Origin of the sequence: Halorubrum sp. SP9, assembly GCF_005435015.1 — an archaeon.
Taxonomy (GTDB): domain Archaea; phylum Halobacteriota; class Halobacteria; order Halobacteriales; family Haloferacaceae; genus Halorubrum; species Halorubrum sodomense.
In genome coordinates this window covers 1-14,430 of record NZ_SGXU01000023.1, presented here as the reverse complement: position 1 = coordinate 14,430, position 14,430 = coordinate 1, and the positions used below count along the sequence as shown (strand labels likewise).

At 71.0% G+C, this 14,430-nt stretch carries 14 protein-coding genes and 1 pseudogene; 7 read left to right on the top strand and 8 right to left on the bottom strand.

Going from position 1 to position 14,430, the window contains the following annotated elements:
* Positions 1-140: 140 nt before the first annotated feature.
* Both EXE45_RS12335 and EXE45_RS12330 read right to left on the bottom strand, forming a co-directional pair.
* Complete coding sequence (locus EXE45_RS12335) at positions 141-638, bottom strand: SRPBCC family protein (RefSeq protein WP_137694507.1); 498 nt, start codon at positions 636-638, stop codon at positions 141-143.
* Positions 639-669: 31 nt separating this feature from the next.
* Positions 670-2,673 (bottom strand): bacterio-opsin activator domain-containing protein, encoded by a 2,004-nt coding sequence (locus EXE45_RS12330; protein WP_092921075.1) that lies wholly within the window; start codon positions 2,671-2,673, stop codon positions 670-672.
* A gap of 280 nt (positions 2,674-2,953) precedes the next feature.
* Between EXE45_RS12330 and EXE45_RS12325 the strand changes: the two genes are divergently transcribed.
* The gene (locus EXE45_RS12325) at positions 2,954-5,017 is read left to right on the top strand and encodes an AAA family ATPase (RefSeq protein WP_137694506.1); all 2,064 of its coding nucleotides are present in this window, start codon (positions 2,954-2,956) and stop codon (positions 5,015-5,017) included.
* 25 nt (positions 5,018-5,042) lie between these two features.
* Here the strand turns inward: EXE45_RS12325 and EXE45_RS12320 are convergent, their stop codons facing one another.
* Both EXE45_RS12320 and EXE45_RS12315 read right to left on the bottom strand, forming a co-directional pair.
* Complete coding sequence (locus EXE45_RS12320; RefSeq protein ID WP_092921077.1) at positions 5,043-5,267, bottom strand: hypothetical protein; 225 nt, start codon at positions 5,265-5,267, stop codon at positions 5,043-5,045.
* A 63-nt stretch (positions 5,268-5,330) separates the two neighbouring features.
* On the bottom strand, positions 5,331-6,107 hold the full coding sequence (locus EXE45_RS12315) for a bacteriorhodopsin (protein ID WP_092921078.1): 777 nt from the start codon (positions 6,105-6,107) through the stop codon (positions 5,331-5,333).
* Between the two features lie 178 nt (positions 6,108-6,285).
* Here EXE45_RS12315 and EXE45_RS12310 point away from each other — a divergent pair, with 178 nt between their 5' ends.
* The 3 genes from EXE45_RS12310 (at position 6,286) to EXE45_RS12300 (ending at position 8,690) form a co-directional block, all read left to right on the top strand.
* Positions 6,286-6,666, top strand: coding sequence for a SlyX family protein (locus tag EXE45_RS12310; RefSeq protein ID WP_092921079.1), 381 nt, complete (start codon positions 6,286-6,288; stop codon positions 6,664-6,666).
* Between the two features lie 107 nt (positions 6,667-6,773).
* Positions 6,774-7,826, top strand: a complete 1,053-nt coding sequence (locus tag EXE45_RS12305; RefSeq protein ID WP_092921080.1) for a Brp/Blh family beta-carotene 15,15'-dioxygenase — start codon at positions 6,774-6,776, stop codon at positions 7,824-7,826.
* 123 nt (positions 7,827-7,949) lie between these two features.
* Positions 7,950-8,690 carry a protein sorting system archaetidylserine synthase gene (locus tag EXE45_RS12300; RefSeq protein ID WP_092921081.1) on the top strand — a complete coding sequence of 247 codons (741 nt, stop codon included), beginning with the start codon at positions 7,950-7,952 and terminating at the stop codon, positions 8,688-8,690.
* 114 nt (positions 8,691-8,804) lie between these two features.
* Here the strand turns inward: EXE45_RS12300 and psmB are convergent, their stop codons facing one another.
* Positions 8,805-9,536: an archaeal proteasome endopeptidase complex subunit beta gene (gene psmB, locus EXE45_RS12295; RefSeq protein ID WP_092921082.1), complete on the bottom strand. Its 732-nt coding sequence runs from the start codon at positions 9,534-9,536 to the stop codon at positions 8,805-8,807.
* Positions 9,537-9,761: 225 nt separating this feature from the next.
* Positions 9,762-9,938, bottom strand: a complete 177-nt coding sequence (locus tag EXE45_RS20470; protein ID WP_167603370.1) for a hypothetical protein — start codon at positions 9,936-9,938, stop codon at positions 9,762-9,764.
* 377 nt (positions 9,939-10,315) lie between these two features.
* On the opposite strand from EXE45_RS20470, the gene EXE45_RS12290 reads away from it, so the two are divergent.
* Positions 10,316-10,996, top strand: a complete 681-nt coding sequence (locus tag EXE45_RS12290; RefSeq protein ID WP_092921083.1) for a uracil-DNA glycosylase family protein — start codon at positions 10,316-10,318, stop codon at positions 10,994-10,996.
* Between the two features lie 261 nt (positions 10,997-11,257).
* Here the strand turns inward: EXE45_RS12290 and EXE45_RS12285 are convergent, their stop codons facing one another.
* Both EXE45_RS12285 and EXE45_RS12280 read right to left on the bottom strand, forming a co-directional pair.
* A complete protein-coding gene (locus tag EXE45_RS12285) occupies positions 11,258-12,559 on the bottom strand; it encodes an asparagine synthase C-terminal domain-containing protein (protein WP_137694514.1) in 1,302 nt (433 codons plus the stop codon).
* A 5-nt stretch (positions 12,560-12,564) separates the two neighbouring features.
* Entirely contained in the window at positions 12,565-13,248 is a 684-nt protein-coding gene (locus tag EXE45_RS12280; protein ID WP_092921370.1) for a PHP domain-containing protein, read from the bottom strand.
* 326 nt (positions 13,249-13,574) lie between these two features.
* Here EXE45_RS12280 and EXE45_RS12275 point away from each other — a divergent pair, with 326 nt between their 5' ends.
* Positions 13,575-14,042 carry a 30S ribosomal protein S15 gene (locus tag EXE45_RS12275; protein ID WP_092921084.1) on the top strand — a complete coding sequence of 156 codons (468 nt, stop codon included), beginning with the start codon at positions 13,575-13,577 and terminating at the stop codon, positions 14,040-14,042.
* 62 nt (positions 14,043-14,104) lie between these two features.
* A pseudogene (locus EXE45_RS12270) lies at positions 14,105-14,383 on the top strand (exonuclease RecJ); the annotation flags it as partial.
* Between the last annotated feature and the right edge of the window lie 47 nt (positions 14,384-14,430).

Below are 14,430 nucleotides of genomic sequence, written 5' to 3'. Positions count from 1 at the left end.
TCCCGTTTAGGCTATCGCACGCTTAATAGTTCGCCCGCCGGGACTCGAATCGGCTCGCCGTCCCTCGGTCGGCGCACGGCGGACCCGAACCGCTCTCCGACGCCGCGCCAGCCGACGCGCTTCGCCGTCTTCGGACGCGTCTACTCCCCGTCGAACGCCGCCGCGACGTTCTCCAGCGCCGCCCGGAGCTGTCGCTCGTTGAACCGGCGAATCACCGGCGCACCGACCTTCGTGAGCGCGTTCTCCGGCAGGTCGTACGTCGCGGCGTACGTCAGCTCCGTCCCCCCGTCGACGGGGGCGAGCCGGAGGTCGATGGTGCCGGTGAGCCGGCCGCGGAGTTCGAAGGCGTGGCGCTCGGGCGGGTCGTGGACGGTCTGGACGATCTCGCCGTCGATCCCGACCCCCGCCATCCGGTAGGTGTACGAGAGGCGCTTCCCGCCGTTCTCCAGCGGTTCGACGTCTCTCACGTCCGTGAGTCCAGGCGTGATCGCCGCGTGGTTCGCGGGGTCGTCGAGGAACGCGAACACGGTCTCCGCGTCGGCCGCGACGACGACGGCGTCGCTCGCGGCGAACGGGTCGTCCCTCCGGTCGTTCGAGCCGTCGGCCGCGCCGTCCGGGTCCGACCGATCGTCGCTCATGCGTCACCGGGTTCGACGGTCGACGCCCGGCTCATTCGCTCGACCGGGGATCGACGTACGCCTCGACCAGCTTCCGCTCGGCCGCGCGGAGGTGCTGGTGGAACGTCTGTCGGGTGATCCCCATCCGCTCGGCGATCTCCGACCCGTCGACCGGTCGCGGCCACTCGAAGTAGCCGTTCAGCTCGGCGGTCTTCAGCGCGGCGCGCTGCCGCTCGGTGAGCCGCTCGTCGACCGCGGCCGCGAACTCCGCGACGGTGCGGTCGCGGCTCTCGCGCTCGACCCGCGACCGGAGTTCGACGCCCTCGTACTCGTCGCGGAACACGTCGAGGATCGACCGCACGTCCCCTTCCGGCGGCGCCTCGGTCGTCATGGTCGCCCCGTCCGCCGTGGCCGTCGCATCGGTGACGACGACGCCGTGGTCGGCCAGCTGCGTGAACGGCGGCGACTCGGTGACCGTCACGGCGAAGCTGACGCCGTCGTTCGTCTCCGAGACCGTCCGCATCGAGTCCACCAGCGAAAGCTCCGCGAGGTCGTCGAGATTCACGTCGTCGCCGTCGGCGCGGAAGTACAGATCGCAGGCGTCGCCGTCGAGCCGCGTCGTCCCGAGGTGCGTAACCGTTCCGTCGACCGCGTCGGCGATCCGCGCGAGCGACGCGGTCGGGTCGTTGATCTCCACGACGATCTCGGAGACCCGATCGGTGGTGAGGATCCGAGTCGTCTCGATCGAGTGGAGCCCGTTGGCGATCATCTTGCCGACCGACTCGCACACCTTGCGCTCCCGCCGATCGAGGACGTCAGCGCCGTTGCCGTAGATCCCCAACAGCCCGTACCGACGGTCTCCGTACGTGAGCGGCACGACGAGCAGGCGCCTCCCGCCCGCGGTTTTCGGTTCGAGCGGCCCGTCGGACGCGTGCTCTATCGACCCGCCGCGGAGCTCCTCGCTCTCGATCGCCTCCTGGACCTCGGTCGGCGTCTCGTCGACGTCGAACGTCGATCCCGGCTCGACCGACACGCCGCTCGCGGCGCGGATCTCCAGCCGCCCCGTCGCCGACGAGACCTCGCCGATCCAGCCGCCGGCGTACCCCGGTTCGCCGGCGATAACCTCGCAGACGCGCTCCGGGATGACGTTCGGGTCCCGGTTCTCGACGAGTATCCGGCTTATCTCGCTGAGAAGGCCGTTCACACGCCCGAGAACCCTGTCGAGCGCCCGGCGCTCCGTCGCGAGCTTCTCGGCCCGCTCCTGGGCCAGTCGCTCCGCCTCCTTCCGCTCGCTGACGTCGTTCTGGAACCCGACGTAGTGGGCCAGGTCGCCCGCCTCGTCGTAGACGGGTGCGACCGTCAGCTCGTTCCAGAACGGCGTTCCGTCGCGTCGGTAGTTGCGGATCTCGACGGTCACCTGCTCTTCGTTCCCGATCGCCTCCGCGATCTCCTCGACCGTCTCCGGGTCGGTCTCCGGGCCCTGGAGGAACCGGGGGTTGCGTCCGAGCACCTCCTCGACCGGGTAGCCGGTGTGAGCCTCCCAGGCGTCGTTGACGTACACGAGCGGGTAGTCCGGCAGGTCCGGGTCGCTGATGCTGATCCCGATCGGCGCGTCCTCGACGGCCCGCGTCACCTCCGCGGCGGACGGCTCGTGGTCGGAGACGTCCCGTCGCGGCTCCGCGGCCGGGGCCCCGGAGGAGACCGCGGAGACGTCGGCGACGAGCCGATCGATCGACGCCGACCCGTTCTTCTGAAGGAACCTGTCGACGCCGTTCTCGAAGGCGGCCTCCGGGACGCCATCCTCGTCGGTCTCGGTGAACATCACGACCGGTACGCTGGCGTCGGACTCCTCGATCGCGGTCGCGAGGGCGACGCCGTCGTCGCCGGCGAGCGCGTACTCGCTGACGACGCAGTCGTACTCGCCGCTCGTCGCCTTCGCTACCGCCGACGCCGCGGTGTTCGTACGCGTCACCTCGAACCCCGCGGCGTCGAGCGCCGTTTCGATTCGGTCGCTCCCCTCCTCCGGATGGACGAGGAGAGCCCGAGCGTTCGCCATGACCGACCGTTTGTACCGATACGAGTTAATGGTTGCCAGTCTTCCTGCGGTTCGGATCGAGGCCCGGATCGCGTCGCAGTCGGCCGTTTCTCGGCCGATGCGGGCGGTTGCGACCGATCCGACCCGTCGCGGCCGACTCGATCGATTGCGGCCGCAGGCCGCGGCCCGCGGGCCGCGGCCGTGTCCAGTCAGGCCGTGGGTACTTTTTCATCGCTGGGCGTACCGATCGACGTATGCTGTCGACCACCGCCGGGACGTTCCGCGATCGGGACAGAGAACGATGAGCGTGCGCATCCCCGTCCGAGAGCCGCCCACGTCGGTCCCCGGAGACCGCGTCGGCCTCCCCGAGTCCGTCCTCGCCGACCTCGGCGTCGGCCTCGGCGATCGGGTCGTCGTCGAGGGCGCACACCGAATCGTCGCCCCGGTCGTCGCTGTCGACGACGGGAAACGGGCCGTCTTCCTGGCCGAGCGACTCCGCCGGACCGCCGGGCTGGAGCCGGGCGACACCGCGACCGTCGCGGCGTCGGACCTCCCGGTCGCGTCGTCGGTCACGCTCCGGCTCCGCCAGTCGGTCGACCTGGAGCGGAGCGAGGACGCGATCCGCCGACGGCTCGACCGGCGCGTCGTCGCCGTCGGCGACGAGGTCGAGGTGACCCGCCTCGGCGGGGCCCTCACGCTCCGGTTCGACGTCCGGGGCGTGACCCCCTCGTCGCCCGCGGTCGTCGGCGCCGAGACCGAGATCACCGTTGCCGCCGACGGGGGGCCGGACGTCGTCGCGGAGTCTCCCGGCGACGGCGCCGGCGACGCGTTCGTCCCGACGGCGACGTTCGGGCGTCTCCGGGACGCGGTCGCGACCCGGTTCGACGCCGCCGAGACCTTCGACTCGGCCGGGTCCCCGACGCTGGGGCTCCTTCTCAGCGGCCCGCGCGGGTCGGGGAAGACGACGCTCGCCGAGGCCGTCGCGTCCGCGACCGACGCGACGCTGGTCCGCGTCTCCGCGGCGCGACTTCGGGGCGAACGAGCCGGCGACCAGACGGACCGCCTCGACCGGGTGGTCGAGGCCGTTCCCGAGGGGGAACCGACGGTGGTCCTCCTCGACGACCTCGAGGCGCTCGGGGCCGACGACGGCGCCGGATCCGCGCTGGCCGACCGCCTCCGGTCGACGGTCGACGAACTCCGCGCGGGAGACCGGACGGTCGTGATCGGCGCGACGACGGACCCGAGCGGCGTGCCGTCGGCGCTGCGCCGGGGCGGCCGGTTCGACCGCGAACTGGACGTCGAGCCGCTGACCACAGCGGAGCGCGCGACCGCGCTGGAATCCCTCTGCGAGGGTGCGCCGCTCGCGATGGACGTCGACTTCGAGGCCGTCGCCGCGCGGCTCAACGGCTACGTGTTCGCCGACCTGGCGGTCCTCGCGGACGCGGCGCTGGAGCGGGCGGTCCGCCGCGAGGGGCGGACCGCGATCCGGATGGCCGACTTCGACGCCGCGCTCGACGACGTCGAGCCGAGCGGACTCCGGGAGGTCACGGTCGAGTTCCCCGCCGTCGGCTGGGACGAGGTCGGCGGGCTCGACGCGGCCAAGCGCGAACTGGTGCGCGCGGTGTACTGGCCCCTGGAGTACGCCGACCGCTTCGCGGAGATGGGGATCGAACCCCCGTCCGGCGTGCTGTTGTACGGACCGCCCGGGACCGGGAAAACGCTGCTCGCGCGCGCGGCAGCGAGCCTCAGCGACGCGAACTTCATCCCCGTGAACGGGCCCGAACTGCTCGATAAGTACGTCGGCGCGAGCGAGCAGGCGGTCCGCGACCTCTTCGCCACCGCGCGCGAGAACGCGCCGGCGGTGATCTTCTTCGACGAGGTCGACGCCATCTCCCCGAAGCGCCGCGGCGACGACACGGGCGCCGGCGAGCGCGTCGTCTCCCAGCTCCTGACCGAACTCGACGGGTTGGAGCCGCTGACAGACGTCGCGGTGATCGCCGCGACCAACCGGCCGGACACGATCGACGAGGCGCTGCTCCGACCGGGTCGGATCGAGAAGGCGGTCGAGACGCCGCTTCCGGGGCGGGACGCGCGCCGCGAGATCCTCGAGATCCACGCGCGGGAGATGCCGATCGCGGCCGGGGTCGACCTCGACCCCCTCGCAGACCGCACGGCCGGGTACAGCGGCGGCGACATCGCGGCGCTGGTCCGCGAGGCCGGGCTGCTCGCGATCGAGGACGCGATCGTCGACGACGGCCCGGCGGTCGAGGCGACCGTCGGACGCGACCACTTCGAGCGCGCCCTCGACGAGACGTCGCCGTCGACCCGCGACGGGCGCGGCGCCGCCGACCAGCCGGGCGAGTAAGCCGTCCGCCGGCCCTCGCCCGCCGTTAGCTCGGTTCCTCGTGGAGGTTGAGGACGAAGTAGACGACGCCGACCATGGCGAGCAACTCCAGCGCCGCCATCGTCCAGAACAGGGTGTTGAACCCCCCGGCCGGCTCTCGGAGCGTCGGGATCACGAAGATCCCGACGAGAGCGATCACGGCGCAGACGGCCAGCCCGACGACGGACCGCGTATTCAGCACTGCCGGCTGTTCGGTGTTCGTAGCGCTCATGTGAAGAATGGGTTGTGAAAGTCGTTCGGCGCGCTGTTCAGTTTCGCTGGGTCCGCTAGCCGATCAGTCCGCGGCGGAGACGTCGGCGCCCGCGGAGGGCTCCGGCGCCTCGGTGTCGCCGAGGATGGCGCGGCTGCGGAGCAGGATGAAGCCGAAGCCGACCTTGGCCGTCACGTCGAGAACCATGAACAGGAGGGTCTCGATGCCGAGGCCGACGACGCCGGCGCCCTCGGTTCCGATGATCCACAGGATCGGGTAGGCCGTCCAGAGCACCAGGACCAGCGCGGTCAACGTGTTGAAGGTGCTCGCGACTTCAGGTCCGCGCTCCTTCGCCGCGCTCCGGAGGCTCGTGGCGAGGAAGTACAGCACGACGATCATGCAAATCGTGCTGAACAGCCACCAGGAGTACCGCGCGATCGCCGTGTGCGAGAGCGCGCCGATGAGGCCGGTGACGATCATCAGCGCGTCGACGCCGACGAGCGTCCCGATGGTGACGCGGTCGACCTTCGCGAGCAGCGCGAGGTCGAGCAGCAGCAGCGGCGTGGTGAACAGCCAGTCCGCGTACCGCGCGTAGTAGATGTCGAGCATTTCGCCACCGACCGTGACTTCCGTCAGGCCGATGCCGAAGAACATCGACAGGTACGCCGCCGACGCGATCCCCGGCACGAGGATCGTGACCGCGTAGTACTCGCGGGCGTCCTTGTCGGTGACCCCCCATCCTCTGACGAGGAAGTAGAAGGTCCCGATGAGCATTAGTAACGTTCCGATACCCAACCACAACGTCTCGGGGCGACCGTCCCCGAGTAGGTCGTATCCCGCCTGTAGTGCTATCGGGTCCATACCCACATCCTGATACAGTATATACTCTATTGAGACCGATGCCAACCCAGTCAGGTATCGGCGTCGGCGGGCGGCCGATCGCGGTGGGGCGTCGACGGTCGCTCTCCGCGTCGCATCGGCTCTCGAGGGAAACGTAGTCGCCCCGAAAGTAATGACCCTGGGGCTCCAGAGGTGTCGTATGGCTGACGACGACACCGAGGCGGAAGCGGAATCGACCACCGAGACCACCGCGGAACGGGAAACCGAAGCGACGGCGACCGACGACGTCACCATCGACGTCGAGGCGATCGACGAGTACGAACAGCGCATCGAGGAGCTGTCCACCGCGGTCGAGGAGCGCGACGAGACCATCGAGGAGCTCCGGTCGGTCGTCGAGGAGCAGTCCGAGCAGATCGACAAGCTGGAGAACCAGTTCCTCGACCTGTCCGCGCGCGTGGCCGACGGCCGGAACCTCGGCGTCTGCCCCGAGTGTAACGGGCCGACCGAAAAGAAAGAGCGGCTGTTCCGGTCGGACACGATCGAGTGCACGCGCTGCGGCGAAGTGATCCACACGTACTGACGGCGGCCGTCTCGACCCCTCGTTCCTCGCCGCGCCGACTGGCGGGAATATAAAAGCCCAAATAATGGTGACGAGGCCCTAACCCCGTAACGCCCCTATCGGCGCTCATGTCGACATCGACGGCGAGTCCGGTACGACGGCTTCTCGGTGAACCGGAGCGGACGGCCATCGGTGCGTCGCGCGCGGCGTTGCTCCTGCTCGCGGTCGGGTTCGGCGCGCTGTCCGCGGCCGGCACCGACGTGTCGCTCCGGACGCAGATGATCGCGTACCTCGTCGGGATGGTCGCGCTGAACCTCCCGCACGGGGGGTACGAACACTTCTCGAACCTCCGCCGGCGGGGGCTCCCGTTCGGCGCGCGGTACGTGGCGCTGTACCTCGGCTTCGTCGCGTCGTTTGTGGCGCTGTTCGTCGTCGCCCCCCTGCCCGCGCTCGCGATCGCGTTCGGGACGGCGGTCGCGAAGGGCGGCCACGGCGACCTCCGCGTGATGGACGCGCTGGTCGGGACCGACCACCTGCCGACGCGGCCGCAGCGGGCCCTCGCCGCGCTCGTCCGGGGCGGCGCCGTGATGGTCGTTCCCGCCGTCTTCTGGACCGAGACGTTCTACGGCTTCACCGGTATCATGCTGGGCGTCTTCGACGGCCGGCTGGCCGGGCCGGCCGCGTCGAACCCCGAGGCGTTCACGACCGTGCTGGGCGGGGCGTTCGGCCTTGCGGTGCTCGCGCACCTCGGTGGCGGCCTCGCGACCAGCCTGCGCTCGACCGGCGGCGTGAGCCGGTCGTGGCTCCTCGACGCCGCGGAGACGCTGCTGCTCGTCGCCTACTTCGCGCTCGTGCCCGTGGTCGTCGCCATCGGGCTCTACTTCCCGCTGTGGTACTCGCTGCGGCAGTCGGCGCGGAGCATGGTCGTCGAGCGCGAGCAGCCCGACCGGACGGAGGGCGTGTCGCTCGTCGTCGCGTGGGGGGTCCTCGTCGTCGGCGCGCTGGTCACGGCGAGCGTCGCGACCGTCCTGTGGACCGTCGCTCCGAACCCGCTGGCCGGCGGCTCGCTGCTCTCCGGCGCCGTCGCCTTCTACACCATCTTCGTCTGCGTCATCGCGATGCCGCACGTCGTGGTCGGGGAGTGGCTCGACTTCGGGCGCGGCATCTGGTACGTGCCCTGACCGCGGGCGCGTTCCCGGGGCGGCGGGCGCGGAGGCCACGGCGGCGTCCGCCCGGACGCGAACCGCCCGCCCGCGGTCGACGAGATAACAAGCCCTAAAACCCGTCTCGTCGACCGATACGGTATGTCTCTGCGGTTCGTTCGGCGCCTCGGGCTCGCGGACGCGGTGACCGTGGCCAACGCCGCCGTCGGCTTCCTCGCCGTCGTCGCCGCGACGGTCGACGTCACGCTCGCGGCTCGGCTGGTCCTCCTCGCCGCCGTCGCGGACGGACTCGACGGCGTCGTCGCCCGCCACCGCGGGTCGACACCGGTCGGCCCCTACCTCGACTCGCTGGCCGACGTCGCCTCCTTCGGCGTCGCGCCCGCCGCCGTCGTCACGGCGGTCGTCCGCGACGGGCGCTCGTTCGCGACGGATCCCGCCCTCGTCGCCGGCGGCGTCGGCGCGGGCGCGCTGTTCGTCGCCGCCGCGGTCGCCCGACTCGGCTTCTACACCGTCGACGAGGACGGCGCCCGCGAGACCGTCGGCGTCCCGACAACCCTGTCGGCGACGGTTCTCGCGGCCGCCGTCATCGCCGGCTACACCGCTCCGCTCCTCCTCGTCGCGGCGACGGCGGCGTTCGCGCTGCTCATGGGGTCGACGGTCACGTACCCGGACCTCCACGCGCAGGACGCGCTCGTGATGGGCGTCGTTCAGGTGGCGGTGATCCTCACTCCCGCCGGTCACATGGCCACGGAGGCGCTGCCGGCGTGGATCGGCGAGGGGTTCGCGTTCGCGCTGCTGTTCCTCTCCTGTGGGTACCTCCTCCTCGGCCCGCGGTTCTACTGGGGCGAGGGGATCCGCGCGCCGCCGGGGCTGCGGCGGTGACGCGGAGCGCTACCGGGCCGATCCCCTGACCCGGCTCGTCAGGCGGAAAATTCGGCAGTACAGAGCGGTCGACGAGGCGGTGACAACCGAGCGGCGCCGACGGCGAGAGGGAGCTTACAGCAGGTCGTCGAAATCCTTGTACCGGGTGATGTCGACGCCATCGTCGGTGACGACGGCGACGTTGATCCCGTTACCCGACGCGAGGTCGCGCTCGACGGCCGACTGGATCGCCTTCGCGGCGATGTTTTTCGCCTCGTCGATGTCGACGTCGTCGTCGTACTCCTGTTCCAAGACACCGAGCGCGTACTGCGACCCGGAGCCGGTGACGGTGTACTCCTCCTCGGTCGTGCCGCCGAGGGGGTCGATCGAGTAGATGTGCGACCCCTCCTCGTCGACGCCGCCGAGGATCGGGCTGACGACGAAGAACGCGCCGGAACGGAGGAGGTTGCCCGTGAGCGTCGACAGCGCTTCCATCGACATGTCCTTGCCGCGGCGAGCCTCGTAGAGGCTCGTCTCGGCCCGGAGCGTGGAGATGAGGTTCTGTGCGGGGGAGACGGAGCCGGCGATGGTGAGGGCGCCGCGGGGGTGGACTTCCTCGACCTTCTGGACGTCCTTCGAGGAGACCATGCCGCCGAGCGAGGCGCGCATATCCGTCGCGAGGACGACGCCGTCTGCCGTCTTGATGCCGACGGTCGTCGTCCCCGTCTTCATACCCTCGCCGTCGCCACCGGCGGCGGCGCGCTGCTCGCTCTGGTCGAACTCGCCGAGCTCCGGTCCGAAGACCGGCTGGTCGCGGCCGAGTTCGACGGACGGACCGTCCGAGAGGTTGTCAGTCGGTGTTCGCATTACGCCTCCGTAGGCTCGGCGCGCGGATAAAGGCAACCCTTCGGGGGCCGCCGACCGGTTCCGACGAGCCTATCCGTCGCCGGGCCGCGACCGGACGACCGCGGCGAGGCGCGCGGTGGCGGAGCCGGGTGTCGACGGGGAAGTCGCGGGAGCGGCGACGCCGTCGCTCGGAGTCGGTTCGGCGTGCGGTCGTCCGCGCAAAACGAGCCGGCTCCGGGCGGTCGATCACTCCTCGTCGGCGGCCTCGAACGCCTCGGTGGTGGTCTCGACGAGTCGGCCGATCGGGACGTTGACGCCGAGACGCCGGCGCGCGAAGACGGCCACCGGGAACAGCGAGATCCCGGCGGCGACGGTCGCTTGGTGGAGCCCGAAGAGGGCCGCCGTTCGGATGCGGTCGAACATTGAATTTCTGCCCGACCCCAACGCGGGGACATATAAATACCTTTCGCGGCTCGTGCCGGCAGTGTCCCGTCGCAGTCGTGCGGTTTTCGGTTATAAATTAACGATCCTGAAACATCTCGTCTCCCGCGTCGGTCGACGCGTATCCAAACTCGGTCGAATCGGGTTCGTCCGCATAAGTTATGCGAATTCACAGCGGCTCGTGCGCCTCGCATCGGACCCCCGCGGTCGGCGCGCTGAAACGGGGTGCCAGCGCGCTGAAACGGGGTGCCAGCGCGCTGACACGGGGTGCCGACGCGCTGACACGGAGCGCGTCGGGCCGCGCGCCGGTCGCCCCCGGACCGAACGGGATATAACTGCCCCCACGCCTACCACGTCGCGTGAAGAACGTCACGGACCGGATCCGGAACCCCTTCGGGATGCGCCCCGACTGCCCCTCATTCGTTCCCGGCTACGGCGACGCCAACGCGGACTTCCACGTCGTCGGCGACCGGCCGGGCGTCCACGGCGGGACCGCGGCGGGGGTCCCCTTCACCGGCGAGGCGTGGTCGCCCGCGTTCCTGTCGGCGCTCGCGGAGGCCGGACTGATCGCGGGACTCGCGGAGGGGGTCGCTCCCGACGGGGTCGCGCGAGAGGGCGACCCGACCGCGATCGACCCCGTGCGGACCGACCGAACGTTCCTCTCGTACCTCCACATGTGCGAGAACGAGGACCCGCCGGACGACGAGGCCTACGACGACATGGAGCGGTTCTTCGACGCGGAGCTCCGCGCCATCGCGGCCCACGTGCTGCTCCCGGTGGGCGCCCGGGCGACCCAACACGTCCTCGAGACGTACACCGCCCGGGCCCGGAAGACCGAGATCGACATGCGCGCGCTCCACGGCGAGGAACTGCTCGGCGCCGGTTGGCTCGTCGTACCGATCAGCGACCCCGCCGACTGGAGGGACGGCGACGCCGACCGGCTCGTCGCCTCGCTCAGAGAGCTCCGTTCGACCGATTTCCGCCGCGAGAGCGATCTCGGACGGTTCGTCGCCGGCAACGACCCGTACCTGGTCCGCTGACGTGGCGCCCGCCGAGCGGTCACCGCGAATCGGTCGGTTTTCGCCCGAAAAAACGTGAATTTTCCGCTGTGAAGCGCGCATCAGATGGGACAGTTCGGAAGTAATCGACCAGATCTACGCACGATCGTCTTCTATCTCGGCCATAAGAGAGTCATATTTGTCGCTACTGCCCGTATTTTATACCTGTCCCGCCGATCCCTGAGTAGACGCCCGACCGATCGGGCGTCGGCCGCAGGACTGGTACTCCGCGCGGCGACTTGGTCAGTCCCGGCCCTCACCGGCCGGCTTTTCGGCGGTACACAGCGCCTCGACGTACTTCCCGACGTGGTCGTCCATCCGCCGCTTGTAGCCCGCCCGCCGCGCGAGCCGGTCGAGTTCGCGGGAGACGTACGTGCCGTACTGGACGGCCTTCTTGTCCGCGGTGCGGACCGACTCCGGCACGCGACCGGTCGCGACCCGCCGCAGCGCGACCTTCCGCTCGTCGCCGTCGACGAGCAGGTCCCCCGGCAGCGCCAACGCGGCGGCGACGACCCGGTCGTCGAGCAGCGGCGTCACGGGCTCGACGCCGGCGGCGCGAAGCGCGAGCACGTCTCGTTCCAGTTGATCGGGCAGCGTCCGGACGGTCTCGGTCCGCGCGCCGCGGACGGTGTCGGCGTCGACTCGGGAGTCCTCGGCGGGGTCGACGACCTTGCTGTAGCCGCCGAACAGCTCGTCGGCGCCCTGGCCGACCGCGAGCCGGTCGAACCCGTCGGCCGCGGCCGCCTCGCCGGTCAGGTACAGCGGGACCGCGATGGCGACGTCCATCGGGTTCCGCCGACCGGTCGCCGCCGCGACCGCGCGGACGGCGCGCGTGAGGTCTTCGTGCGTGATCTCGACGACCCGCAGGTCGCGGTCCGTCGCGTCGGCGGCCTCGCGCGCGGCGGCGACGTCGTGGCTCCCCTCGAAGCCGGCGACGTAACGGGGAGCCTCGGGGACGGCGGCCGCCACGAGCCCGGAGTCGACGCCGCCGGAGAAGGCGACCGCGAGGTCGTCGTTCCCGGCGGCGGGCACGGAACGAGCCGAGGACGCGAGACCGTCGAGCGCCGCGCTCACCGCGTCCTCGACCGCAGACAGCGCGGCCGCCGGATCCGCGGTCGGACCGGGGTCGGGGAGCTGCCAGACGCGCTCGGTCCCAACGGCCGAGACGACGCTCCCGGCCGGAACGGGCTCCGGATCGTCGAGCGCGTCGCGATCGAAGCCCCACTCTCCTGTCGCCGTCGGCCGGGGGTCGGACTCCGGATCGAGCGCCCTGCGCTCGACGAACAGCGGCTGGCGGCCGAGGACGTCGCGCACGAGGACCGGGCTCTTCCGGGCCTCTCGGCCAGACGTCTCTCGGCGCGACGGGTCGGCTGTCTCCCGGCGCGACGGGTCGACCGTCTCCCGGGGCGGCGGGTCGGCCAGCAGCCCGGCGAAGCCGCACCCCCCGGGAAGCGGGTCGGCGTCGCGGAGCGCGGCCCGGACGCGGTCCGCGGAACCCCCTCGGAGCGTCGAGCCGGCGTCGTCGGCGGGCGGAGACGGAACCATCGCGGTCACCGGAGGCCGTCGAGCGCGCGGAGCGCCCGGCGCTTGGCGCCCCCGCCGAACTGCTTGAGCGATATCCGCCACGGGGTGCGCTTCCCGACGACGCTGGTCCGGCCGTCGGCGATACCGTCGAGGATCGCGGCGGCGGAGCGGTCGTCGGCGCCCACCTCGGTCACCGCCTGTCCGACCATCTCGGAGATGTGGGCGTCGCTGCCGGCGGTCATCGGGAGCCCGTTGCGGACGGCGAACTTCTCGGCCTGTCGGTTGGAGCGCCCGGTGAACAGCCGGGAGTTGTACACCTCGACGGCGTCGGCGCTCGCGAGCTGCTCGTCGCTGACGTGCGCGGCGACGCCGTGACGGGACTTCTGGAAGGGGTGGGGAACGACCGCGATCCCGCCCTGATCGCGGATCCGATCGAGCGTCTCGTCGAAGGGGAGGCCGCTCTCGACGCGCTCCTCGATGCCGAACGCGAGGACGTGGCCGACCGCCGAGGTCACCTCCATGCCGACGACGCCGACGAGACCGTATTCGGGGGCCTTCTCGGCCGCCCGGATACTCGCGTCGATCTCGTCGTGGTCGGTGACGGCGAGCGCGTCGAGCCCGACTCCGGCCGCCTGCTGCAAGAGGAGGTCGACCGGGTCGCGCCCGTCGTACGACAGCGCGGAGTGCGCGTGGAGCTCGACCGATAGCACACCGTTCAGTTCGGACGTGGCCATAAAAAGCGCCCCGGTCCGCGGCGGTTCGCGGCGGTTGCGGCGGTTCGCGGCGACAAGAACACGCTTAAGAACCCTGCCGACGACGGTTCGGACGGGAACAGCACAGCTGCAGATCCGACTCGCCGGGGCGCTTTCGCCCGCGGCTTGGGAATGTAGCAGTGCGCCGACGCCTCCGGCGTCGCGGTCGGGCGGTCCGCTCGCGCGGGCCGTCCGGTCGGATCGCTCGCTCCGCGAGCGCTCCGTAGCCGCGTCGCGCGGAGTCGCGGTCACGTTGCGGTTGTGCCGTTCCAACCAGACAGACAATGGCACGAATGCACACGCGCCGTCGCGGTTCGTCCGGTTCGGACAAACCGGCGACGGACGAGACCCCGGAGTGGAGCGACGTCGACGCCGAGGACATCGAGTCCCGCGTCGTCGAACTGGCGGAGCAGGGCCACGACCCCAGCGTCATCGGCCTCAAGCTGCGCGACGAGGGCGTCAAGGGCGTCCCGGTCCCCGACGTGAAGCTGGCGACCGGCAAGAAGGTCACCGAGATCCTCGAGGAGCACGACGCCGACGCTGACATCCCCGAGGACCTCCGCAACCTGATGACGCAGGCCATCCGCCTGCGCGAGCACATGGAGGAGAACGGGCAGGACCACCAGAACAAGCGCGCGCTCCAGAACACGGAATCGAAGATCCGCCGCCTCGCGAACTACTACCGCGGCGACGAGATCGACGAGGAGTTCACGTACACCTACGAGAACGCCGTCGAGTACCTCGAGGAGTGACGCGGCCTGACGCGGCCTGACGCGGCGACTATCGACGACGACCACGACAACGCACCCCACTCATGACCGAAGCGACGTCCGCCACGCCCGCCCCCGACGCGCTCGCCGGCGTCCTCGCAGACGCGCCGTTCGTTCGGCTCGTCGCGACCGACGACGGCGACGCGCTGGCGGTCGCGGGGCTGCTCGCGCGAGCGCTCCGAGCGACGGGCACGCCGTTTCAGGCGCGCGTCGACCCCGATCCGGTCCCCGACGACGTCGACGACGGCGTCGCGGTGACCGTCGGCGTCGACCGCGGCCAGCACGCGATTCCAGGGACGGGACGCCCGGCGAGCGTGACATCGCATCACCGATGACACCCGACCCGTATGGATCAGCATCGTACCGGCTA

Excerpts from the sequence above, each read along its gene's own strand:
- EXE45_RS12315 (WP_092921078.1), bottom strand. The coding sequence starts at position 6,107 with ATGGACCCGATAGCACTACAGGCGGGATACGACCTACTCGGGGACGGT.
- EXE45_RS12275 (WP_092921084.1), top strand. The coding sequence starts at position 13,575 with ATGGCACGAATGCACACGCGCCGTCGCGGTTCGTCCGGTTCGGACAAA.
- EXE45_RS12325 (WP_137694506.1), top strand. The coding sequence starts at position 2,954 with ATGAGCGTGCGCATCCCCGTCCGAGAGCCGCCCACGTCGGTCCCCGGA.
- EXE45_RS12320 (WP_092921077.1), bottom strand. The coding sequence starts at position 5,267 with ATGAGCGCTACGAACACCGAACAGCCGGCAGTGCTGAATACGCGGTCC.
- EXE45_RS12335 (WP_137694507.1), bottom strand. The coding sequence starts at position 638 with ATGAGCGACGATCGGTCGGACCCGGACGGCGCGGCCGACGGCTCGAAC.
- EXE45_RS12330 (WP_092921075.1), bottom strand. The coding sequence starts at position 2,673 with ATGGCGAACGCTCGGGCTCTCCTCGTCCATCCGGAGGAGGGGAGCGAC.
- EXE45_RS12305 (WP_092921080.1), top strand. The coding sequence starts at position 6,774 with ATGTCGACATCGACGGCGAGTCCGGTACGACGGCTTCTCGGTGAACCG.
- EXE45_RS12285 (WP_137694514.1), bottom strand. The coding sequence starts at position 12,559 with ATGGTTCCGTCTCCGCCCGCCGACGACGCCGGCTCGACGCTCCGAGGG.
- EXE45_RS20470 (WP_167603370.1), bottom strand. The coding sequence starts at position 9,938 with ATGTTCGACCGCATCCGAACGGCGGCCCTCTTCGGGCTCCACCAAGCG.
- EXE45_RS12300 (WP_092921081.1), top strand. The coding sequence starts at position 7,950 with ATGTCTCTGCGGTTCGTTCGGCGCCTCGGGCTCGCGGACGCGGTGACC.
- EXE45_RS12310 (WP_092921079.1), top strand. The coding sequence starts at position 6,286 with ATGGCTGACGACGACACCGAGGCGGAAGCGGAATCGACCACCGAGACC.
- psmB (WP_092921082.1), bottom strand. The coding sequence starts at position 9,536 with ATGCGAACACCGACTGACAACCTCTCGGACGGTCCGTCCGTCGAACTC.